This window comes from Paenibacillus sp. FSL H7-0943, assembly GCF_037963265.1.
GTDB classification, from domain to species: Bacteria; Bacillota; Bacilli; order Paenibacillales; family Paenibacillaceae; genus Paenibacillus_AQ; species Paenibacillus_AQ odorifer.
Window position 1 is genome coordinate 5,753,462 of the sequence record NZ_CP150148.1, and the last position, 23,288, is coordinate 5,776,749.

16 protein-coding genes are annotated in these 23,288 nt (G+C 47.8%); 5 read left to right on the forward strand and 11 right to left on the reverse strand.

What is annotated here, in order from left to right; translation table 11 throughout:
- Positions 1–188: 188 nt before the first annotated feature.
- Positions 189–1,694 (reverse strand): PLP-dependent aminotransferase family protein, encoded by a 1,506-nt coding sequence (locus tag NSQ55_RS25160; protein ID WP_339169648.1) that lies wholly within the window; start codon positions 1,692–1,694, stop codon positions 189–191.
- Between the two features lie 143 nt (positions 1,695–1,837).
- Between NSQ55_RS25160 and NSQ55_RS25165 the strand changes: the two genes are divergently transcribed.
- From NSQ55_RS25165 to NSQ55_RS25175, 3 genes are all read left to right on the forward strand, one after another.
- Positions 1,838–2,455 (forward strand): pyridoxamine 5'-phosphate oxidase family protein, encoded by a 618-nt coding sequence (locus tag NSQ55_RS25165; protein ID WP_339169649.1) that lies wholly within the window; start codon positions 1,838–1,840, stop codon positions 2,453–2,455.
- A 111-nt stretch (positions 2,456–2,566) separates the two neighbouring features.
- A complete protein-coding gene (locus tag NSQ55_RS25170) occupies positions 2,567–3,868 on the forward strand; it encodes an aminotransferase class I/II-fold pyridoxal phosphate-dependent enzyme (RefSeq protein ID WP_339169651.1) in 1,302 nt (433 codons plus the stop codon).
- A 149-nt stretch (positions 3,869–4,017) separates the two neighbouring features.
- Positions 4,018–4,137: a YjcZ family sporulation protein gene (locus NSQ55_RS25175; RefSeq protein WP_212592220.1), complete on the forward strand. Its 120-nt coding sequence runs from the start codon at positions 4,018–4,020 to the stop codon at positions 4,135–4,137.
- 527 nt (positions 4,138–4,664) lie between these two features.
- On the opposite strand, the gene NSQ55_RS25180 is transcribed toward NSQ55_RS25175, so the two are convergent.
- The 6 genes from NSQ55_RS25180 to NSQ55_RS25205 all read right to left on the reverse strand — a co-directional run bounded on the left by NSQ55_RS25180 (position 4,665) and on the right by NSQ55_RS25205 (position 17,604).
- A complete protein-coding gene (locus NSQ55_RS25180) occupies positions 4,665–12,509 on the reverse strand; it encodes a glycoside hydrolase family 3 N-terminal domain-containing protein (RefSeq protein WP_339169652.1) in 7,845 nt (2,614 codons plus the stop codon).
- A 263-nt stretch (positions 12,510–12,772) separates the two neighbouring features.
- Entirely contained in the window at positions 12,773–13,993 is a 1,221-nt protein-coding gene (locus NSQ55_RS25185; protein ID WP_339169653.1) for an ABC transporter permease, read from the reverse strand.
- Position 13,994: 1 nt separating this feature from the next.
- The gene (locus NSQ55_RS25190; RefSeq protein WP_076184752.1) at positions 13,995–14,741 is read right to left on the reverse strand and encodes an ABC transporter ATP-binding protein; all 747 of its coding nucleotides are present in this window, start codon (positions 14,739–14,741) and stop codon (positions 13,995–13,997) included.
- Positions 14,738–16,246, reverse strand: coding sequence for a DEAD/DEAH box helicase (locus tag NSQ55_RS25195; protein ID WP_076184753.1), 1,509 nt, complete (start codon positions 16,244–16,246; stop codon positions 14,738–14,740). Before NSQ55_RS25195 ends, NSQ55_RS25190 begins: the two co-directional genes overlap by 4 nt.
- 97 nt (positions 16,247–16,343) lie before the next feature.
- The gene (locus NSQ55_RS25200; RefSeq protein ID WP_076141978.1) at positions 16,344–17,120 is read right to left on the reverse strand and encodes an SDR family oxidoreductase; all 777 of its coding nucleotides are present in this window, start codon (positions 17,118–17,120) and stop codon (positions 16,344–16,346) included.
- A gap of 28 nt (positions 17,121–17,148) precedes the next feature.
- A complete protein-coding gene (locus NSQ55_RS25205) occupies positions 17,149–17,604 on the reverse strand; it encodes a chemotaxis protein CheX (RefSeq protein WP_036679793.1) in 456 nt (151 codons plus the stop codon).
- Between the two features lie 254 nt (positions 17,605–17,858).
- Between NSQ55_RS25205 and NSQ55_RS25210 the strand changes: the two genes are divergently transcribed.
- Together NSQ55_RS25210 and NSQ55_RS25215 are read left to right on the forward strand one after the other, a co-directional pair.
- A complete protein-coding gene (locus NSQ55_RS25210) occupies positions 17,859–18,761 on the forward strand; it encodes a LysR family transcriptional regulator (protein WP_038573173.1) in 903 nt (300 codons plus the stop codon).
- A gap of 71 nt (positions 18,762–18,832) precedes the next feature.
- Positions 18,833–19,642, forward strand: a complete 810-nt coding sequence (locus NSQ55_RS25215) for a histidinol-phosphatase (protein ID WP_339169657.1) — start codon at positions 18,833–18,835, stop codon at positions 19,640–19,642.
- A 143-nt stretch (positions 19,643–19,785) separates the two neighbouring features.
- Here NSQ55_RS25215 and NSQ55_RS25220 read toward each other — a convergent pair whose 3' ends face one another.
- The 4 genes from NSQ55_RS25220 to NSQ55_RS25235 all read right to left on the reverse strand — a co-directional run bounded on the left by NSQ55_RS25220 (position 19,786) and on the right by NSQ55_RS25235 (position 23,088).
- Positions 19,786–20,517 carry an NADPH-dependent oxidoreductase gene (locus NSQ55_RS25220; protein WP_339174603.1) on the reverse strand — a complete coding sequence of 244 codons (732 nt, stop codon included), beginning with the start codon at positions 20,515–20,517 and terminating at the stop codon, positions 19,786–19,788.
- Positions 20,518–20,727: 210 nt separating this feature from the next.
- Positions 20,728–21,270 (reverse strand): GNAT family N-acetyltransferase, encoded by a 543-nt coding sequence (locus NSQ55_RS25225; RefSeq protein ID WP_076184756.1) that lies wholly within the window; start codon positions 21,268–21,270, stop codon positions 20,728–20,730.
- Positions 21,271–21,308: 38 nt separating this feature from the next.
- Positions 21,309–22,238, reverse strand: a complete 930-nt coding sequence (locus NSQ55_RS25230) for a metallophosphoesterase (RefSeq protein WP_081391912.1) — start codon at positions 22,236–22,238, stop codon at positions 21,309–21,311.
- A 58-nt stretch (positions 22,239–22,296) separates the two neighbouring features.
- On the reverse strand, positions 22,297–23,088 hold the full coding sequence (locus NSQ55_RS25235; RefSeq protein ID WP_339169660.1) for a DUF3891 family protein: 792 nt from the start codon (positions 23,086–23,088) through the stop codon (positions 22,297–22,299).
- Positions 23,089–23,288 lie beyond the last annotated feature (200 nt).

The following is a 23,288-nucleotide window of genomic DNA, read 5'->3' on the forward strand; positions in this document are numbered from 1 at the left end:
AAGCATCCGCTTTGTTTTGTTAGCAAAACTTGTCTCGTAAGCATCCGCTTAGTATTCTCAGCAAATCTGCTCTTTCTGACTTCGCAGTGTCTATATAGTTTTGTTTAGCTTAATCTACTCCGAGTTTCTTCGTCAAAATTCGTAAGCATTCGCTTAGTTTTGCATTTCATCTTCTTTATCATACCTTGTCATGTTGCATTTTGTACATCTTCCCACGCCAGATGCAGGCTTGTTATCCCTTCCTCCAGCTCCGCGGCATTCAGATGGGCAAAAGAAAAACAAGCGGCCGGCGCTCCCGGTGATAGCTGATATAACGCGGCATCTCTAAAATCCGTGCCGCGCCTAAGCGCTGCCGCTCGGAAAGCAACAAACTCTTCGCTGCTGCGCAGCCAGCGGGCATATACATGCAAGCCCGCATCACCAGGCAGCAGCTCGAAGAGCTCCTTAAGCCGTTCCGACAGCAGCGTCCTGAGGATGCGTCCGCGTTCACCATAGATGCGTGTCATCCGGCGAAGATGACGGCCATAGCCGCCTGTATTCATGAACCGCGCCAAGGCTCGCTGCTCCAGCAGCCCTACCGGCAAGGGCTCATATAGCGCCTTGGCGGCGATAGTCGGCTTTACTAAAGAGGGCGGAAGCACTGCAAAGCCGAGCCGCAGGCCTGAAAACATCGTGTTTGAAAAGGAGCCCACATATACGACTCGCTCTTCACGATCCAGTGCTTTTAAGGGCTCGATGGGCCGCCCAGCCCAACGGAACTCACTGTCATAATCATCTTCAATAATTACTGCATGATGCCGCTGCGCCCATCCCAACAAGGTTCGGCGTCGTTCCAAAGGCAGTACCACACCCGTAGGAAATTGACGGCTCGGCGTAACAAACAACAGCCGGGCATTCCAATCCTCCGGAATAAGACCGTTGCCATCCAGCTCCCCTGCCAGCAATCGGCCTCCAGTGATCTCTACGGCTCGGCGAATCCCGTGAAAGCCCGGGTCCTCAACGACCGCTGAGCCTCCTGCATCCAGCAGTAGCTGCGTCAAAATAACGATGCCTTGCATCGAGCCGCTGAACAATACGATATGCTCTGCATCCGCGCGAATCCCGCGGGTAATCCGCAGATGTGCAGCGATAGCTTTCCGAAGTCCTTCATCGCCTTGAGGTGGACAAGTGCTTTGCAGCAATCCACCTTCCTTCCCTCCGGCATAAGAGAGCGCACTGCGCCATTCGGAGTATGGAAAATGTTCCATCCGCATACCACTACTCTGGAAGCTCACTACTTTCTTGTTACTCTTTCCATAGAAGGGTATCGGGCGCGCAAGTAGCCGCTTTCCCCATGCCGAGATTGGAATCGTAGTCTCGCTTGCACAATCTCCCCCAGCAGCATCTGCGTCTTCACCCAAAGCCCGGTTCTCACCGTCACTGCGACTGGCAGCTGAAGCAAAGCTATCTTCCGATACGAATGTCCCCCGCCCCGTTTCAGTCCTTACATAACCATCAGCGAGCAACATTTCATACACCTGCGAGACCGATCCGCGCGACAGCTCATAGTGCTTAGCAAGACTTCGTGTAGACGGCAGCGGAGTGCCTCCCGGAAGTGTTCCTTCCAATATTCCTGCGCGGAGCGCGTGATATAACGCTAAATATTTGTAGCGGTGTATCGCCAGATATTGATCATATGCCAGCGTGATATTCATCGTTATCCTCCTTGACCAGCAAGTGGTCCATTAAAAACTATCTTAATTGGTCCTTTTTAATTGTCAACCACTCTACTATTCTTTAAAGAACATTTACATTGGAGCAGATGCTCTAGACTAAAAAGAAAGAGGACGTGATCCCTATGCGCAGAAAAGAATTTAAAGTAGATCAGGAGGAAGAATTGGTCTCTTTTCTTAACGGAATGAGTTTTGGTTTTCTCGGTACAAGCGATGAACAGGGGCAACCGCGGGTGACACCGCTGAATTTTGTATATACAGATGGTTGTTTCTATTTCCATGGCAGTCATGCTGGTAGCAAAATGAAGTCGATCCGCAATCAGCAGAAGGTCTGCTTTACGGTAGCGGATGAGTATGCCCTTATCCCGTCTTATTTTAGCGATCCCGAGCTGGCCTGCCCAGCAACCGCCTATTTTAAAAGTGTGACTGCCTACGGCACAGCCGAACCTGTTGAAGACATTAGTGAAAAAGCCAGTGTACTCTCCTTATTTATGAAAAAGCTCCAGCCCGAGGGGGGTTATGATTCCATCGATGCAGAGGACCCTAAATATCGTCCCCGTCTAAAGGGAGTTGCCGTTGTGCGCATTACCCCCGATGAGATCACAGCGAAGTTTAAGTTTGGGCAAAACCTAAAAGAAGAAGAGCGCTCCGGCATCATTTCCGGCCTGTCTGAAAGAAATAATCCGCGTGATGAAGAAACGATAGAAATGATGAAAAAATACTGCCCTTTCCACGCCGAATGATATTTTTTAAAAATCGTATCTTTCCAAGTGACGGTTGCAATTGGCGGTGATATAATGTTAGGCAATGTTAACAGTATGTTATCCCCAAAGAACCCTGGAAGGATGAAACTGATGAATCCACTAGCTGGACAATTAAACGAAAGTATCAAAGCAGGAAATGAACATGTGTATGATATGCTCTCTACGCTTGGCAAAGAGATTTACTTCCCAAAAGAGGGCATCCTGAGCCAATCCGCTGAAGCAGGAGCTCACGCCAAGAAATACAACGCAACCATCGGTATTGCTACTGAAGGTGGCGTACCTATGCACCTCGGCGTCATTCAGGATAAACTCTCCGCTTACAGTCCTAAGGATCTTTATAGTTACGCCCCTCCGGCAGGTAAACCAGAGCTGCGTACTGTATGGCGTGAAAAGATGCTGCGCGAAAATCCATCGCTAGAAGGTAAAACCATCAGCAATCCCGTTGTAACCAATGCCCTGACTCACGGGCTTAGCATTGTCGCTGACCTCTTCGCAGAGCCAGGTGACGCGATTATCTACCCGGACAAGAACTGGGAGAACTACGAATTAACCTTCGGAATCCGCCGCCATGGGGAGACCGTTAACTATCCGCTGTTCACAGAAGAAATGACTTTTAACAGTGCAGGTCTGGAAGACGCGCTGCTTGCTCAAAAAGAACGCGGCAAAGCGATTGTACTGCTGAACTTCCCTAACAATCCTACCGGATATACTCCAGGGATTAAGGAAGGCGATGAGATCGTTGCAGCTATCCTCCGTGCGGCTGAGGAAGGCATCAACGTTGTTGTTGTAAGTGATGATGCATACTTCGGGCTATTCTTTGAGGATTCACTGAAAGAATCGCTGTTCGGCAAACTGGCTCATCTGCATCCTCGTGTGCTTCCAATCAAGATTGACGGTGCAACCAAAGAAGAATTTGTCTGGGGCTTCCGTGTCGGTTTCATCACTTATGCCTCGGAGGACAAAGACCTGCTGGCAGCATTGGAGCAAAAAACACTAGGCATCATCCGTGCCACCATTTCCAGCGGTGCGCATCCTTCGCAGACCTTCGTACTAGACGCCTTGAAGTCGCCGGAATTCGAAGCACAGAAGGAAGAGAAGTTCCAGATCATGAAAGGCCGTGCGAATAAAGTAAAAGCACTGCTGGATAGCGGCAAATACGGCGAGGATATATGGACGTATTATCCCTTTAACTCCGGTTACTTTATGTGTCTGAAGCTGCATACTGTTGCGGCTGAAGATCTCCGGCTTCATCTGATTCATAATTACGGACTAGGCACTATTGCTTTGGGTGAAACTGATCTACGTATTGCCTTCTCATGTATCGAAGAGGAACAGCTCGAAGATCTTTTCGATCTTGTATACGCAGGTGTTCGCGATTTAGAAAAAGCCTAACTGAACTTTATATAGCTTACAATCAGCTCCGTTTTCACGGAGCTGATTTTTTTGTACACGAATCCGACATTGGCCTATACACGCCCCACTCTCCGCACATACAATACGATGTACTCAAGTACAACACACACACCGAAAGGGGAATGAACATGAGCGAAGAAGTTAGAGGCGGATATGGATGTTGTGGAGGTGGCCCATTCACTAGCACTGGCGCCATCCTGGTTCTCTTTATCTTGCTGGTTATCATCAGCCGTTCACTTTTTGTCTAACCATTAATGACAGTCTCGGGAGAGAGCTCTAAGCTCTTTCCTATTTTCAATCCCTTTTTTTCACAATAGACGTGGGTGTCCAGTAGGTCATGATAATGGCTGCTGTGACGTCTGCGTCTTTTTTTTAAAATTCCACCTTGTTCTTAGCACCAACCGCACCAACCTTTGTTACCTCAGATCACATTTGCCCGCACAAAAGCAGCTATCGGACACCGCAGACCCTAAAGGCAGTATAATCCCATATTTTACTCACTTACGGACCCCAAAGCCGTTATTGGCATGCCAAACCCCAAATATGAACCTCTTCATAGGGAATAATGCCACTGGTGTCCGAACTTCCCCGATAAAGGTTGTATATTTGCAAATAACGTCAACTGGGTCCGTAAGCCTCAGGGGATAATTATGATCGGCGGCGGACGTGCGGGCTTAATATAGATCCAAACCACACCTTAAAAAGGCTGTCGCAAACGTAGAAAATCTACGGATGTGACAGCCCAAAAGCTAAAAGTATCTTTACAGCTGATGTATTACAGATTGTACAGGTTGTAGATCAAAACCGCTGCCTCTGCACGGGTGGTAACACCTTGTGGATGAATCCGCAAGCCGTCTCCCTTGATCAGGCCAGCACGTATTAGTGCTGCCACACTGTCACGTGCAAACGCTGATACTTGCTGGCTATCCGTGAAACGGGTCATTGAAGCTCCGTTGCCGGCTGGAAGCTGTCTGCCGGCTGCTGCAATCGCTTTTGCAGCCAATGTCATCATTTCCTGCCGCGTAACAGAAGCGTTAGGATCAAAGCTTCCATCTGGACGACCAGTGGCGATCCCCAACTGCTTCGCTATAGCCAACGCTTCATATCTGTAATCGCCAGGCTGCACATCTGTGAAGCTTTCTGCACTAACGCCTTCCAAGCCAAGCGCTTTTATAAGCAGGAGCACAAAATCTCCCCGCTTCACTTCCGCTTGAGGCACAAATTGATCCTCTGTCATTCCGTTGATGATGCCTTTGGAGCCAAGCACCTCAATCGCATTGCGGGCCCACTCAAATTTACCGATATCCCGGAATGTCTTCTCCGTAAAGGTGATACTGTACGTACCAGAGAGAATTCCTGTAAAGGAAACCATCCCTGTAGCAGCGATATATCTGCCACTTGGAACAACCGTTAGAATCCCCAACGGATTCAGACTATGAATCGTTATATGTCCTTCTTTACCACGTTCTTCTGATCGTGGAATATACGGTAGGGACACCTTAACCCGCATGTCAGGACTGTTCCATACGGCTTCCTTGCCATTGATAGTTACGCTCAGTTTAAATTCTGGACGAGAATCTGAATCCACCTTGGTTATCGTAATTACCCAAGGGGTTCCTGCCTCTTTTGCCGCTTGTTTCAGCAGACTACCTGGCAGCTCCAGCACACCAAATTCAGTATGAACGACCAATGAAGTCTTATCATCTGCAAAGATTATACCGTTTGGCAATTGCAGCTCATAACCCTTAGCTGTAGCTACTGCCGGTATATCAACAGTAACCGCTGAAGTTGCTCCACTTAAGCCTGCTGTAGCAGCCTTTTTCAAGCTCTCCAGGTCTACACTTGCTCTCGCCGCACCGATATTACTGTTCAGCACTGGTGTTGCTGTAAGGATGGTGCTGCCGGTTACACTGCCTGCATTTCCGCTTGAATTCCCCCCTGTTGTTCCGCTGTTGCCACCACCTGTGGTACCCCCGCTTCCGGAAGTTGGTGCTGTCGTTGGCCGAGTAGTCGGTTCAATGGTTGGACTTGGGGTTGGTTCAGGCGTTGCTGTTGGTGTAGGTGTAGGATCAGGTTTATCCGCAGAAACAATATATTCAAAACTGGAAATATCACTTGGCTTCCAGCCCTCTTTTACAGCAATCGCCTTAATCGTCTTGCTCTTGCCTACATAAATCACTCCACTATACAGTTCGCTGGTTGCTGTAGGTACAGTGCCATCCAACGTGTAGTGAATAGACGCTCCAGCTGTAGCTGTAGTTAACTTCACGGCAACCTGCCCTGTATAAGTTCCCCCGGCAGGATCAGCCTGCGGTGCAGACACCGTTTTCATATCAACCACTCCGCTGATCACATACGTGAATGGAGCTACAAAACTGTTCTCCATGCCCTCTTTTACCGCTATCGTACGAAGAACTGTGACTCCTGCTGCGTCAATAGTTCCGGTATAAAGTGGACTGTCTGCTGTAGGCAATGACCCATCGGTTGTGTAATGAATCTCTGCTCCTGATGTCGCTGTAGTAAGGCTGATCGTTTGTAATCCGCTGTAAGCTCCCGGTTTCAAAGAAGAAACGGGTAAGGAAACCTTTGAATGAATCGGCTGCTCTCCTTCTTCCGTCCGTTCCAGCGTAAACCAATCTAGATTGGCACCGTCATTATTGAAGCTCATCCGTACTACCTGTTTTCCTTGCGCAAGTTGTACGACACCACTCGCCAGCGTGTAATTCGACCATCCACCTGTAGTAGGCATAGGCACTGTTGAGAGTTTTGTACCCTTTACAGATAACGTAGTGCTTACTCCGCCTTGTGCTGTAGCATACCGATATACGATTTTATAAAATCCGGCTTCAGTAATATCAAGGACATAATCCATGGAACCCCCTGCAACGGTAAACCCTACATTTCTAAAATCCAGCACACCGCCAGTCATGGTACTCTGAATTCCATTGGGTGTAGCATCGTAATAATTCTCGGCTTCCACCTTTAAAGAACCAGCGCCATCCATGATTTCTTCAGTATAAGGTTCTATTTGAATACCACTGAGCTCGTATCCTGCTGATCCAGCTTGCAGGCGCAGCTTCTGTTCACCCGCCTTCAATTGAAGAACGGTGCGTATGCCAACGGTTTGCGAGTAAAGATTCGGCACATCAACGGTTCTTAATGTCTTCCCATCCTCCGTTTTATAAATAATGCCCTTAGGAGCACCATTCGCGGAAGTTACGGTAAGCGTAAAAGCATAGTTTCCATCCTGCGGCACATTTACCCAGTAATCGATGCTGTCTCCAGCATCAATGCCGGTCAGCTTCGCTCCACTGCCTTGGCCGCTGACTGTGATCCCTTGCAACTGGTAGAATTGATCCAGTGCGTTCAAGCTTGTGACTTCTATAGGTGCTGTAGCACTAGTTGTTCCTAAGAGCTTAACCTCCGCACGCAGCACGCCGCCACCACTTGAATCGGCATAAGCATTTGCAGGCACATTCACGGCAAGCTGCAAATCACTATAATACGGGGTATGATCATTCCAGGCCAGCGTCAGCTTCACATGGGTAGGGTCAAGTAAGGCAGCTGCCCCAATACTTACATGCCCCTGATCCTTACCTGGGCCCGAGACAGAAATGCTCTGAATGGCATCAGGATTAAATGTCCCTCCTGAAAGGCTGACTACCAATTCATTCCCGTTCACTTGATAAGGAAGCGTGCTCGGAGAAAGACTGATGCTCTCTTCGTCGTTGATTGCTGTAACTATAAGAGGCAATTTCAGAACATGTACGCTGCCAAAAGACTGATTTGATTCTGTCTGATACACATCAGCGGTAACCGTAAGAATACGATCCGTGTCGAAATCAATAATTCGCGTACCCGCTAATACGACCTTCGCTGTATAATCATCCACCCGGTATACGCTATTGACAACTGTACCTTCGTAACCTTCAATAGACCAATAAGCGGTGTCCAGTTCAGGTGCATATTTGTCATTTACTAGCTTGACGATAACTTCTGCACCCTCCTCATTTCCTTCTACCAGAGCAGTCTCCGATTGAAGCGCGGGGCCGATCGTAAGCGACTGCAGATGAAATCCTGCTCCATTTACTTTCATGGTCAGCGTCTGCTCCCCGGCAGGCAAGGTTACCGTTCCATTAGCTATTTGCCAATTGGACCATCCCCCCGTCTTCGTCAAAGCATAAGTAGCTGCCGTTACCGTTACTCCATCCTCTCCCGTCAGCAGTTCCAGCTCTGCATCATCCTGATTAGTAGCATAGGAGATCAGGAGTGGGTAGGTACCGCTGGCAGGTACATTAATCTTGTACTTCACCCAATCGCCGGGGTCAGTATAACCCACTGCACCACCCGTTACTAATACACCTGAAGCTGTCGTGTAGTCTTGCCCTTGAAGCACAGCAGGAAGCTCATGTGATCCGGAAGGCGCTTGGCGTAAAGCTAATGAACGGATATTATAACCGTTCCCGTTCGTCTTCAAGGTGAGCTTGTGAATGCCCTTGTTCAGAGAGATCAAGGATTGATAATCTGCAAAATCGGTCAGACTCTCCGTCTGCTGCACAATTGGAAGCGTAGCAATGACCTTACCATCTTCACTAATCTCCACCGATTTTCCGGCGCCATCGCTGAATTGAGCGGCATGCTTAAATTGAAGTGAATATTCACCGCTCTCTTTAACATCAATCACATAGTCGAAGGTGGACGATGCGTCTGGCGAGAACCCGCCAATATAACCCTGCTCATTCACAGTGTAAACCCCTTGCGCTTCTTCAAAATCAACAGCATTCACTACACCCGGCACCGCCTGTATACCATTCAGACGTTCCCAGCTATAAGTGCCCACTGATTTCGCCGGCAGCACAGCACTAATTTGCGCACCGTCCACTAGCAATTTAAACGGCTGTGGATCCGACGTCTGGTTGATTACTACCGTCACAATCTCTTTTCCATCTGGACTAGCAAAAGCTACGTTCGTTACAGTACTGCTTGAGCCGTAGTCACTATCAATCCGCACGTACCCCGGTTTAACGAATTTTGTATATTGGCCCAACAGATAATATTCTGGCAGCAGCCAGTAATGGTTACGGTCTCCCGAATCCTGCACAATCGGGGTTGGGTCTGGCGTTCCGGTCCACTGATGGGAGGCAATATCACTGTCCAGCATCGCTACCCAGGAGTTATAGCTGCGGGCCCAATTACGGAAATATTGAGCAATGCGGTCTGCGCCTGAGGTACCCCAGACTGCGCGTTCGGTCAAATATACATTTTTGTCAGGATAGAGATTATGGAGTTGGGTCATCAGACCAAGGTCACCGCCATAATCATGAAAAGCAGTTCCGTCCACCGCATCGTAGGCACCTAATTCAGGATTGCCTAGGATTTGTGCTGGATAGGCCATCGTGTCACCAGGATTATGATCAAATGTCCACAGCTTCACGTCTTTGAAACCATGTTCATCTAATTCCTTCCGCAGCAGTTTAGCCAGCTGGGCTTCTTGCTCCCACGGCATTTTGGTGCTTGGATATTCAATTTCCAGCAAAGGTTCATTCTGCAAGGTCAGACCTTCAAAGGTAATTCCCAGCTTCTCGTACTCCTGTACGAACTTAAGATAATATTTGGCCAGTACAGGCAGATATTCATCCTTCACTTGGCCTTTGATCATACTGTCTGTAGTCTTCATCCAACCGGGCGGGCTCCAAGGTGAGGCAAAAAACTTAATATCCGGATTGATGTTTTGAATTTTTTTAACCGTGCTGATGATATGGTAGTCAATATCCTTTTGGATGGAGAAATGCTCCAAATTAATGTCGGTTTGTCCTGGAGGCATATCATCGTAGGTATAAAATTGTTTATCTGTAAAGTCAGCCGTCCCAATCGTCAACCTGAGCATACTCATTCCGATCCCCGATACAGGATCAATCATTTTCCGCAGCAATTCCTCCTGCTTCGCCGCAGACATCTTCGCCAGATTATTAACCGTCGATTCCTCCATAGAGGTACCGATCCCTAGAATAGATTGATATTTCCGGTCAGGATCAATATGGAGCTCTGTACCTGCCTTCACGTCGGGAACCACAATATCCAGCTTCGCCTGCTCTTCCAGCTTCAAATCACCCTCTTGATAACGGTCAGCATAATACCACTTCCGATCGGAAGGATCTCGCTCACTCGATACCCAAGAGCTAACTACATCTGACTTAATAACATGTTTAGTGCTTTCCCCGCCATCTCCGGGATTCGATGGATCTACAGGCACATCACCTGTTCGAGTGAAGCTTACCCAGTTCAGGTTGATATCTCCACCGGTAAATTCCAGACGGATCTTTTGCAACCCTGCCTTCTTAAACACAACATTTTCTACAGCTTTCGTCTGCCAATTCTGCCAGCCACCTGTTGAGGTCACGCTTAATGTTCCTAGCTTAGTTCCCTCTGCTGATTTGATGTTGACGCCTGTAGTGCCACTATTAACGGAATAGCGGAAATCGGCTTGATACGTACCTGCTTGCGCCACATTCACGTTATATTCGAGCCACTGGCCAGCCGAGGTATAGCCGACATTGAGACCGCCACCTATATCCTGCGTATTTTCAGTTTGCAGTCCTGCGCTTTTGTTCAAAAAATCCTCTGCTTCAATTTTGCCGGGAATCGGCAGAGAAGGAATCTCTGGAGCTTCCGGATCGACAGGAGCGGTTGGAAGCTTTGGTGTTTTCTCATTTTTGGTCAAGCCATATCCCGTTTTGAATAACACATTTGTACTGTTATTGTCTGCCGGATAATTGTTCAAAGTGAATGGCCAACGAATCGGATTTTTGCCTACAAAATCCTTAGTACCAAATAACACATCAGCTACTCCAGCACCCTCTGTGCCTGGTAGCCAAGCTGCCACAAGCCCATCCCAATCTTCCAATTGGCTGGCTATCGTCATTGGACGTCCAGACACCAGTACAACGATAAGCGGAATATTAGGATCAGCAGCACGTATATTCGCAAGTGTCGCCAGATCCTGCTCATCCAGATTCAAGCTGGTCCGGTCGCCATCGGTCTCGGCGTAAGGTGTCTCACCGATAACAGCGATCGCCGCATCATAACCCGCAGCCCCGCGCCCATTAAGGTTATATGTGACCGTTGTAGAAGCAGGAACAGCCTCCTTTATCCCTTCGAGGATCGTCGTGCCTTCAGTTATATTGCCCGACTTCCCTTGCCAAGTGATCGACCAGCCGCCGGCTTGGTTACCGATATTATTAGCGTTTTTACCCGCTACGAATATTTTATCCATCCCGCTTAATTGCGATAGAATTGGACTTCCATTTACCTCATCGTTCTTCAAAAGAACAAGCGACTCCGCCACAGCTTGGCGGGCTAATTTGCGGCTTTCTGCTGAGCCAAAAGCACTCAACAGCTCCGGTTCGCTTTTGGGATGCTCGAACAATCCTGAAGCGATTTTGACCTGCAGGATACGTTCTGCCGCATCATCTATGCGCTCCGTAGAGATTTTACCTTCGCCTACAAGTTCTGTGATGTACTTAATCGTATCCTTCCAAACGGTCGGCATCATGAACATATCGACTCCGGCGTTTACGGACACATTCAGCTGGTTCTTCAACCCGCTAACAGCTTTGCCCTCGCTATCCACTGTGATTTGCTGCACAGCGTTATAATCCGAGATAACGAAACCGGTAAAGCCAAGTCCGCCATTTTTCTTGTCACCCTTCAAAACATCGGTCAGCAAATGTTTATGGGCATGCATTTTAAGACCTTGGATGCTGTGATAGGAGGCCATAACCGTCTGCACCCCTGCGTCTACAGCTGCTTTATAAATTTTCAAATCCTTATCCATGATCTCTTGCTCGGTATATTTAGTGATGTTGCCTTGATTTACACCATTATCCGTATAACCTTCACCTAGATAATGTTTTGCAGTTGCCGTGATTGTATCTGTCCCTGCCAATGCAGCAGCAGTCCGTCCTTGCAGACCAAACACATAAGCCGCACCTAGTTCTGCTGAAATATCCTGATTATCACTAAAACCTTCATAGGTTCTACCCCATCTTGCATTATGAGGGGAGGCTATCGTTGGGGCAAATGTCCAGTTCGCTCCTGTTGCGGCTACTTCCTTAGCAGCAGCTGCACCAATAAGCTCAGTCAATGCGGGATCATTAGCAGCCCCTAGGCCAATATTATGCGGAAAAAGCGTCGCGCCTTTGACATTGTTATGTCCATGCACCGCATCCACCCCATAGAGCAGCGGAATGCCTAATCTGGTAGACAATGCACCATCCTGATAACTATCAATCAAACTTCTCCAGTTATCGCGAGTGCTGTCACTTTCTTTTCCGTTAGGGAATGAGCCTCCCCCGCTGAGTACAGAGCCAAGAGCATATTTCTGTACCTCCTCAGGAGTGACGGCAGCTCTTTCTGCTTGAACCATCTGCCCAATCTTCTCTTCCAGCGTCATTCGGGATAATAGATCCGCAGTGCGCTCCTCCACACTTTTTGTGGGATCATAGTACACTGGAACTCCTGCGGCATCCGCTGCAGCCCGTGGTATACCCGCCTCAAGCACATTCAAGAATAAGGATGATAGTAAAAGCGCCACTATGAATATTGATAATCTTCTTTTCACGCCTGAATCCTCCCCCAATACTGTTTTGTTGGTACGGATGACTACGCCCATGATTGGAAGCGTATACATGATGTAAGATACAGGCTTATTATGCTGGAGCTATCTGGTAAAAGACATACAGCATTTTTTAAATACTCTGTTCCGTTTTTGCAAATTTAAGGACTTGCCCGGCTCAAATTATGCTTCCAGCAAAAAAAAGGCTCTCTCATTCGTAGAATTTCTCTACTGTGAGACAGCCTTTTTATTGTGAATATGAAATTGCCTTACAGATCGTCGTCATCCAATCGTGCTGCTTTGCGGGACAAGTATCCTTTAAACAGAAAGACTACCACAACACCTGCCGCTAAGGTAAAGATCACTGGCATCAGACGGTCACCTATGGAAGCTAAGAAAGGTAATCCAAGAATCAATGCCACAACCAGATGCGCACGGAATACAAATTGTGTCGTGTTGTCCGCCTTACTGCCTTCAGGAAAAGGATACACTGTCAGCCAAAAAGACTCGCTATGCAATTTGCGGAGTGCCGACAATTGAACACCAATGATGAACAGGAAGAACAAATAAATTCCGGTGCCAAAGTAACTATCACGGTTCCACCAATTCAGCAGCAGAGCCAGCACCGATATCCGCATAATGATTCCAAAGATATCGCCCCGGGCAAAGCTTTTCGTTAGCAGATACCGATAAGCAGTATCCTTGCGCCAAGGCAGCTTAGCGCCCCATTTGGAAAGATAACGGCGGAAATATACCCGTTGCTCACGGCCCGGCACATCCACGAACCAGCCCAGAACCATCAGCGCACGTGCACCTTGATTGTTTTCCATGGCGATCAGTCTTTCCCATGGCACAGCGTGACGTCCGGGCACAGACAGTGCAGCAAGATAGGCTGCTGCCAACAACACCATAAATATCAGGCTCGGGCCGGCAGGCTGCCACAACCAAGCAGCAATAATCAAACCTCCAACTGCCCAGCGCAAGAAAGCATACACACCTGCCATCGGACGTGACAGCATAGCTATCTCTTTCCATAATCCATAGCTCGCGATCAGCTTCACAGCAATCAGGATCAACACTGTAAATAAAAGTCGCTTGGGAGAATCATCTGTACGTATGTACAACGGCCAAAGGGTGATCAGTACAAATAACAAACGAATGATCTTCCACACGTTTCCACTGACCCAGGACGGTGCAAAATATTCCTTCATGCGGTGACCCTGAGGCAGCAGAAAGATCGTATCCGGGGTCTGCAAATAGGTTCGGAAGCCGCTATGCACTGTCGCAGGCAACAGTAGTGCTAACATAATCCAGCGAATGGGAATGCCTTCAGGTACATTTTGTAGCAGCGATGTATACCAAGCAGAGAAGACGATCAACACGAACAGGAAGACCATGGCTACGCCGCTTTGAATGATATATCCCACATAAGGAAGCATACTTCCCATGAATCGACCGCGCCGCGTGCGCCGCAGCTCTTTCAAATCCATATTATTTCCCTCCCTGAACCAGCTCGTAGAACAGCTGCTCCAAAGTCAGCCCCTGATGCCCGGCAGTTGCCGCTATTTCCGCCAGCGTGCCTTGTGCAATCACCTTACCTTTATGCAATACAATAAAACGGTCGCAATAATTCTCTATTGTGGAAAGAATATGAGAGCTTAACAGAATCGACGATCCAGAGTTCTTCAGATCCATCATGAAATCAAGCAAGGAGCGGATCCCTAGCGGATCCAATCCTAAAAAAGGCTCGTCGATGACATATAATGCAGGTCGTGCAACGAAAGCGCACATGATCATAACCTTCTGTTTCATCCCTTTGGATAGATGGGTCGACAGGGTGTCCATCTTATCCTCCATATGGAACAGCTTGGCAAGATGCGAGGTGCGGGATTCATAATCCTTTTGATCTACCCCATAAGCTCTGGCAGTAAATTCAACATGCTCACGAACCGTCATTTCGTCATACAGTAGCGGCGATTCCGGTACAAAAGACAACGCATTATTGTATCCAACGGGATCTTCAGCACGCGTCTTGCCTTGTACGGTGATATCGCCCTTATGGGGCGACATCAATCCTAGAATATGCTTCATCGTCGTACTTTTTCCTGCTCCGTTTAAACCAATCAATCCAACCATTTCGCCAGGCTGCACCTGAAGTGCAATATCATGCAGCACTGGCTTATTCAGGCTGTACCCACCACTGAGACCCGTAATTTGCAATACGGGAGCATTAATCATTGACCGTCACCTCTCGGAGTTTTGTCTTTCAACCACTTTGGAGCTCCTTTATTTTTACGGTTCTTCTCACGTTCCGCATTGCTGCTGCGTTTGCTCCGTGCAGGAGTCGCATCTCCGCGTGCTCCTGCAGAAGGATTCGCGCTGCGCTGTGAATCGCGTTGTTGTTCTCCGCTTGTTGTTTCACTTGTGTTAATCGTAGCCATTCTTTTGGCAGGCGGTGTACCTGCTCCAACGGATGGCGACTGAACATTGGAGGCTCCAGATGTGCTAACAGGCGGCTTGCCGCTGCGTGGAGCGGATCCATCACGGCGTTGCCCACTGCCTTCATTACTCCGTCCCCGTCCATTGTGCAAAGCGCTGCGTGCTTCATCTGCTGCAAGCACCTTACCACCGACCATCTCCCGCTCCTCAAGCGCAATATCCAATTCGCGGGCGAATTTCCGCATGATAAAGGTCTGTTGCTCTGTAACAATTGTTACAGATAAGCCGCGGCGTCCCATCCGTCCGGTACGGCCTGCACGGTGTACATAATGTTCAGAATCAAAAGCCGGATCGTAACTAACTACCAAAGAAAGATTCTCAATATCCAGTCCTCTGGCAGCTACGTCACTGGCAACAAGCACACGAAATTTGCCTTCCCGGAAACCTTTTAATACATTGCTGCGCGTTACCTTATCGGCATCTCCGTAAAGTGCTGCCGCAGTAAGCCCAAGATGATTCAGCTTAGCCTCAACCTCGGCAATATCATCTGTAGCATTCACGAATACAATCGCTTTATCGGGATTGTAATGGCGAATCACCCGGCGCAGCATGTCCATTTTGTTACGCTCTTCAGCAACAACATAATGATGCTCCAAGCTTTCAGCAGTCATTACACCTGGAGCAATCCCAACCTCTGCCGGATTCTTCATTTCACGATTAGCCAGCGCTTTCGTCTCTGGTCCGATCGTTGCCGACAGCATAACAAGCTGGCGTGAACGCAGCGCACTGCTGACAATCTTTGTAACTTCGCCGGCTCCGCTAAGCTGGAACATTTGGTCCGCCTCATCCAGAACAATAGTACTGACTTCATGCATCTTCAATTTACGAAGTCCAATCAGCTCGCGGATCCGCCCAGGTGTTCCCACAACTAGCTGTGGATGCTCACGCAGCTTGTCAATCTGGCGTTTGATTGCGGCCCCGCCAATAAGACCCATAACTCGGATTCCGCGCTGTTCACCATAACGTTCCGCCTCGCGTAAGATTTGCATCGCCAGCTCCTGTGTAGGGGCGAGCACCAGCTTTTGGACCACCTTCTGCTCCGGATTAATCGTTTGAAGCAGCGGCAATAGATAGGCCAGCGTCTTACCCGTTCCAGTCTGGGAAGCTGCAATAACATCTCTTCCCTCTAGTAGAAGCGGTATTGTCTGCTCTTGTACCGGGGATGGAGCGTTAATGCCGAATTCCGACAACCGGGCAATGAGGTCTTCCTGAATGCCGATAGCCGCAAAAGAAGCTTTATTCATAAGTGTAATTCATCCTTTTCGCTTGAGATAATATCTTCATTATATGCCAAAAAGGCCTCTCCACCAAATGGAAGGCCAATAAAGCTGGCAACAGGGTCTATTTTCTGTTCATCGCATTATAAGTAAGCTTGTCCGCCAGGCGAGGAAACAGCCCGTAAAGCCGTATGCCAAACCCTGCCAGACCCGGAAGATCGAGCTCTTCTTTGCCGGTCTCCATAACCTTAACGATCTTGGAAGATACATGCTCTGGGGTCATCATCATCCGGGCTACACTCTTCTCATAATTGCCAGACGGGTCAGCCGTTTTGAAAAAATCGGTGGCAATCGGCCCCGGGTTCACAGCCGAGACGATAATTCCACTCTTCCGCAGCTCCTGACGGAGCGCATTTGTGAATCCGAGTACAGCATGTTTGGTAGCCGTATAGGCTACGGATTTGGCCGTGCCTATCTTCCCTGCCATGGAAGCCACATTTACAATCTGCCCGCTTCCCCGCTCCAGCATATGTGGAATAACAGCCTTCGTGCACCGGACAATCCCCATGTAGTTAACATCCATCATATCGTCAAATTCATGAGGCTCCATCTCCGTAAAAGCAGCAAATTTGCCGTACCCTGCGTTATTTAGCAAAATATCAATTCTGCCATATGCCTCCAAAATTTGTGCGAAGGTCTTCTGAACACCCTCAGCATCTGTTACGTCACAGGTGTACAGTCCAAAAACGCCCGGGATACCGGCCGCTGTTTCTTTCAGCTTCGCTTCGGAACGTGCTACCAGGACAGGGATTGCCCCCTTTTTACTAAGCATCTGTGCCGTTAATGCACCAATGCCGCTGGACGCTCCTGTAATCACAACAACCTTATCTTTGAGTACCATGAATAGTATTTCAGCTCCTAACTCTTGCCTAAGAGATCATCACCTGAATATCCATCTCTCCAACCCCATCCATCAACAACGGAATACTAAGCGCTTTACGAGGCATAAAAGACATGCTTTCCATCTTCATAATCTGAGGAGGACTTATATCCACCGAAACACCTTGATTATATAGAATGGTACTGGCATTCCCACTGATCATATTGCTCAGCTCTGAAATTGCACTTTGACCCATCTCATCCATCTCGGTGATCACAAAGCCACCCATCATAATCGATACCATTCGCAAGGCTACCTGCTCCGCGATACCAAATATAATATTTCCGCTCAGTTGGCCTGTCATCCCTACTTGAATCCATATATGATTATCGATCAGTTCAATTTCTTTAATGCCTAAACTCCCCGTAGAAGGCGAGACCTGAATTACTTGTTCTATAACAGTCCGTGCAGACTCTAGAAACGGATTAATTACTTCTGCTTTCATGAATGTCTAGTCTCCCCCTTTATCGTGCTTTGGTCATATACCAAAAGTCCCAAGCAATATGGATATATTATACTTTATATATCGGCACAATTCAGCAAAAATTAATGCATATGTCGAATTCAAACCCAAGATAGTTTACGCAGCAACATTGCTCTGCCGGGTATTATCTCCTATAATTTAAACAAATGCCAACGTGGAACGTAAGATATTAACGCAATTACACATCCAATTCGATGGTCCAAAGGAGGTATTCCATGAACATCAGCCAGCTGGAGACACTAATAACAATTTCCAAAACGATGAGCTTTCGCAAGGCCGGAGAACTGCTTAATCTGACCCAACCAGCGGTATCAGCACAGATTAAGAGCCTTGAAGAAGAGTTCAAGACTCAGCTGGTTGACCGAAACCAGCCTGTTACATTAACGGATAGAGGGACTGTCTTTCTGGAGCATGCGGAACAAATAGTGAGGATTGTCGAGGAACTTAAGGAACGGCTTGCAGATCTTGATGAAAATCCCCAAGGTCATATAGTTTTAGGCACAACTACCTCAATCGCTATTCAAATTTTACCGCGTATTCTATCTTATTTTAAAGACCAGTTCCCCCATATCAAAACATCAATTTCCTCTATGTCCTCATCACAAATTTATCAGCATGTCGAAAACGGCATTGTTGATGTCGGCATCGGTTATTTAATTGGACGTAGCCCGGGCATGTCTACTTCCATTTTGTATTATGATACCTTCGAACTGGTGGTCTCTCCCAGACACCCTCTCGCTCAAGTGAAGACCGCTGGGATAGAAGCCTTAAGCAAAACCCCGCTGATTCTGCTCTCACCAGACACAGTGGGCCGTAAATTTGCGGATGAGGTTCTGAACAAACATGGCATTCAACCTCAGGTCATTATGGAGCTGACCAGCAGCGAGGAAGTGAAACGGATGGTCGAGCTCGATTTGGGCGCCGCCATTATTTCCAAGCAGTCAGTTACCGCTGAGGTTCGAGCCGGCACTCTCAAAATTGTGCCAATTATTGAGCTGGAGGTCACGCATCCTGTTGGTGTGATCACGAAATCAGGAAAATACGTAAACTCTGCTATGAGGCAGTTCCTAAGCGATCTTAAAGGCATGCCAGAAACCCAATTTATCGGGTCTGAATAAATCCCACCCACAAAGTGGAACCGATTACTTCTGAGCTGATTGCATAACCTTGTTTAAAGGAGATGTTCTTGATGAAATTTGATTTACACACCCATCATTTCCGCTGTGGCCATGCTGACGGAACGATTAGAGATTATATCGAAGCTGGGATTGCCGCTGGATTGGGCGTTATAGGTATTTCCGATCATACTCCCTATTTCGGAGATCCATCCGATCAGGCTTTTCCCAAAATCGCAATGGCTAAATCCGAATTTACTAATTATGTAGATGATGTTCTCTCCCTCAAAAAAGAGTACGAAGGCGTTATCGACGTCCTGTTAGGCATCGAATCAGATTACTTCCCCGAACATGCTGAGATATACCGCAAGACATTATCCGCCTACCCTTTTGATTATGTGATTGGCTCGGTACATAGTGTTGGTGGAGTCAGCATTTTTAACAAAGGGCGCTGGAAAAACCTTAGCAAAAATGAGAAGATCCGCGTGAAGTCTGAATATTACCGGTTGATTGCTGATTCCGCACGCAGTGGTATGTTCCAAATACTCGGGCATATTGATGCGATGAAGGGGAATTATCCTGCTTTTTCCGAAATTCCTGCACCTCAGCCGATTGACGATTGTCTGCGTGTAATTAGTGAATGTGACGTGGCCATCGAAATCAATACCTCAGGCGGAACTAAGCTGGTCGGCGGCTGGTATCCCTCTGAAGATATTCTGGAGCGGGCACTACATTTTGGCGTAGAGGTTAGTTTCGGTTCGGATGCACATAAGCCGTCCCGGGTCGCTGAGGATCGTGATGCGGTAGCTGCACAGCTCAAAGCAATAGGCTTTACACACTGGGTTTATTACAAGCAGCGCCAAAAAGTCAAAGTTTCTCTGTAATCAAGCCTAAACGCCTTCAACGTCCCTATAAGGACGGTAAGCGTTAAAGCGAGAAATTAAATAATGCACCAAGCGTTATTGGTTTAGGGGCAGGGTTCACCCTCCGTTAAACCAATCTCAGCTTGGTGCATTATTTTGTTTATTTACAGATTATCACAGCTAAAACCTTGTTGTTTCAGCGTACGTTTCGCATCTCCATATTCCGGGTTGATCTCATAAAAATGAGCAATCGTACTGGTCCAGTCTCTCTCCGTCATCCCCTGCTGCTGCAAGTATTCACGGTGGGTTTGATTATATGCCTCCAGGAGGCCTTGTACATCCGGATTGTATTGCTCCTCATGAAATATAGCTTCCAGCGGCAGCCGCGGCTTCTGAGAAACCTCCTCCGCTGGGTATCCCACGCAGAGACCGACGACAGGGAATACGTACTCCGGCAGCTTCAGCAGTTCAATCACACCCGCTGTGTTGCGGCGCACACCCCCAATAGGAATGATGCCCAGTCCCATGGATTCCGCCGCTGCAATCGCGTTAGACAATGAGATTCCCACATCTGTAGCTCCAACCAAAAGCGCATCCACATCTTTTACGGCTTCAAAAGACTTGCCTTCCAGCTCACTAGCTACTTTAGCTCTATAAAAATCCATGCAAAACACCAAAAAAACCGGTGCTGCCGCTACATGCTTCTGATTTCCGCATAAAACTGAAAGCTGCTGCTTACGCGCAGGATCTTTGATGGAGATTATCGATACCTGCTGTCCATGAACCCATGACGGTGCGGCTTGAGCCGATTCAATCATTGATTGTAGCTTCTCTGGCTCCACAGGCTGGTCTGAATATTGCCGGAAAGAACGATGATTTTTTAATGTTTGTACCACTTCATTCAAAATGTTACGCCTCCTTGGTCATTCCACTCCATAGTATGTTAATCATAAACGATCGGATTCGGTACTGCCAATCACTTAAGCTACTCTTTTCAAACAAAAAAAATGGACCCGAATCATCGGGTCCCAAAGCAGTATATTTTTAAAAGGGGGTCATGTACTTAGTTTAACCGCACACTGTTAGAGTTTGATAACGGCATTATTTCATTTGTGTAACAATGTGAATACTTTCATTACATCGTCCAAGGAGCCGACTTTGGGCATCACCCGCTCCAGCTTCATACCGTTCTTGAGCATCACACGTTCCGATCTAATATTATCTCCTGTGCAGCGTCCTTCGATCCTTGTTATCCCAAGGGTATGAACACTATAGTTCAAAAACAAACCCACGGCCTCCGTCGCCAGCCCGCATCCCCACCATGCCGGGTCCAGCATATATCCTAAGGTAGCTGTGCCCTCACGGCGGTTCCAATTCTGCAAAGCCACTATACCGATCAACCGCTGCTGCCCCTTTAAATAGATCCCGGCATGCAGCGCACAAGGATCGAAGGCAAATAACATCCGGTTTACCAGCTTCTCCACCTGGGCAGATACTGATCCAGGGCCGGAGCGTACTAGAATATGGCGCTGCACATCTGGATGGGAGAGCAGCTGCCGCAAAGCTAAAACATCCTCAGGCATGATCAGCCTCAGATCTACCGCTAAACCATGTTGTGTCTCTAACAACACTGCTCCATAGGTGCTCATCTTCTCTCCCCTTCCGTGCAGCTAAAATTCCAGCCTAATCAGCTCATGGACCGATGCAGCGTCAGAACCGTTAATTCTGGCCTACACAATAACCGAAAAGGCATGTATGTCTCTCCAAACCCTCTATTCACATACACAGGCATGGCTTTGTCTTCTGTATAATACAATCCATTTATGTATTTAAGAGATCCATAAGGTGTAAATGGCGCACCTATAAAGGGCAGGCGAATTTGTCCGCCATGACTGTGCCCGGAAAGCTGTAGATCAAATGAATAGGCCTGTGCGGTATCCGCATAATCCGGCTCATGCATCAAAAGGACGTTAAAGGTTCCTTCAGGAACACCAGCAATTGCTTTCGCTGGGTCGGGTTTACCGTGTAACAGATCATCCAGACCCGTAACCGCCATGACTGCCCCGCCTCTTTTTAGAAGGTAGGATTTATTCCTTAGCACCCGGAAGCCCGCAGACTCCAGCAGCTCGGTAACCAGCTGGGTATTCTTGTAATCATGATTGCCTAATATCGCAAATTTACCCAATGGCGCACTTAACGCAGCCAGCACCGGTACGGCTTCAACAAGATCCTCAGGATCGCTGTCCACAATGTCACCCGTGAAGCAAATAAGATCCGGTTCAGCTTTGCTTATATGTTTAGCGAGCCGGGCCAGATCCCTGGCATCCTTATTAAATCCGAGATGTGTATCACTGAAATGAACAAGCTTCATCCCTGAAAAAGCGGAAGGAAGCTCCTTAAAGCGCAAGTCCAGCTTAGTGACCTCAATCCAGTTCGGCTCCCCCTGCCATGCATATCCGCTTGTAAGCAATCCTGCGCCGATTACAGCAGCCGCACTCCGAGTCAGGAACTGCCGGCGGGTAATTGTTGACTCGCCACCAGAACGCCCCTTAGAGGTGTCCTTGTGGATCTTATCGCCATTCTTATTGGGAGAAGCCCCAGACGATTGTATCTTCATAGGGAGATTCTCCTTTCTTTACCTTTTCCCCCGAAAAACAGATGGTCCAAATAATAACTTATATATTATTCCGGGCAGTTAGAACAATCCGGCATTCTTCTTCCGGAGTTTCGCTGTAAGCGCGTGCAATCCCTTTTTTTGCGATTTCTGATTTTTCAACTCGTCTCAGCATAAATGCTACTTCCAGCGTTTTTTCAAAAGGAAACGGTTCAAGCATTAACGTTGACTTATCCTGCCACTCCGCTGTGATGACACGACCTGACGTAAAACTGAAATCTTCAGTACCTGAGAACCCTTCACGCCACCATGGATGCTCCTCTGATTTCGGACACCCCGGCTCATTTAAGGCCAAATACAAGGACAGATCATCGCAGAATTCTAAAAGGCGGGCATCATAATACAGCTCATCTTCCCCAATAGGCTTAGAAGCTTCAAGTTCCCGATGGATACGTGCTCTGCGTTCCTCTTCATGTTCTTGATATAAAGTAAGTTCTGGATAATCGAGTCCCGCTAACTTAATAAGCCGTTCAAAATGCAAGCTGCACAGCAACGCTCCGTACGGTGTGTGTTCCTCGATCTCATCTAATCCACGCTTATAAAAGGTCAACTTAGGCACTACAGGAAAATCAATAAAGGTGTAGGGTGCTTGCTCCGCATCATTCCAGAAAGGGGTCTCATCCAGATCAATCCAGCCCCTATCATGCTGGGCTACTGCCCACAGTACCTCTTCCCGGCGTCCTTCAGTTGGCACATGCTGCTCTTTGAACCCAATGGCCAGATCTCCGGCAAGTTTCCCGTGATCATGCTGCTTAACCATTACAATTGCTCCATCTTGCTCCCGACAAATCACGATTATTCCTCCTTGTTCCACAGCTAACATTACGTTAACAATGGATATTATAGCATAAATTGGTCAATGTTCTGAACCTGCTCCAGCCCTGCAAGACTTTCCCGCCACAAGCAGATAAGAGAGTCATAACAACATAAAAAAAGCTACCCCCCAGCGAATGGAATCCACTTTGAGGATAGCTCAATAGATAAACATTTGGC

Excerpts from the sequence above, each read along its gene's own strand:
- NSQ55_RS25160 (WP_339169648.1), bottom strand. The coding sequence starts at position 1,694 with ATGAATATCACGCTGGCATATGATCAATATCTGGCGATACACCGCTAC.
- NSQ55_RS25165 (WP_339169649.1), top strand. The coding sequence starts at position 1,838 with ATGCGCAGAAAAGAATTTAAAGTAGATCAGGAGGAAGAATTGGTCTCT.
- NSQ55_RS25170 (WP_339169651.1), top strand. The coding sequence starts at position 2,567 with ATGAATCCACTAGCTGGACAATTAAACGAAAGTATCAAAGCAGGAAAT.
- NSQ55_RS25175 (WP_212592220.1), top strand. The coding sequence starts at position 4,018 with ATGAGCGAAGAAGTTAGAGGCGGATATGGATGTTGTGGAGGTGGCCCA.
- NSQ55_RS25185 (WP_339169653.1), bottom strand. The coding sequence starts at position 13,993 with ATGGATTTGAAAGAGCTGCGGCGCACGCGGCGCGGTCGATTCATGGGA.
- NSQ55_RS25190 (WP_076184752.1), bottom strand. The coding sequence starts at position 14,741 with ATGATTAATGCTCCCGTATTGCAAATTACGGGTCTCAGTGGTGGGTAC.
- NSQ55_RS25195 (WP_076184753.1), bottom strand. The coding sequence starts at position 16,246 with ATGAATAAAGCTTCTTTTGCGGCTATCGGCATTCAGGAAGACCTCATT.
- NSQ55_RS25200 (WP_076141978.1), bottom strand. The coding sequence starts at position 17,120 with ATGGTACTCAAAGATAAGGTTGTTGTGATTACAGGAGCGTCCAGCGGC.
- NSQ55_RS25205 (WP_036679793.1), bottom strand. The coding sequence starts at position 17,604 with ATGAAAGCAGAAGTAATTAATCCGTTTCTAGAGTCTGCACGGACTGTT.
- NSQ55_RS25210 (WP_038573173.1), top strand. The coding sequence starts at position 17,859 with ATGAACATCAGCCAGCTGGAGACACTAATAACAATTTCCAAAACGATG.
- NSQ55_RS25215 (WP_339169657.1), top strand. The coding sequence starts at position 18,833 with ATGAAATTTGATTTACACACCCATCATTTCCGCTGTGGCCATGCTGAC.
- NSQ55_RS25225 (WP_076184756.1), bottom strand. The coding sequence starts at position 21,270 with ATGAGCACCTATGGAGCAGTGTTGTTAGAGACACAACATGGTTTAGCG.
- NSQ55_RS25230 (WP_081391912.1), bottom strand. The coding sequence starts at position 22,238 with ATGAAGATACAATCGTCTGGGGCTTCTCCCAATAAGAATGGCGATAAG.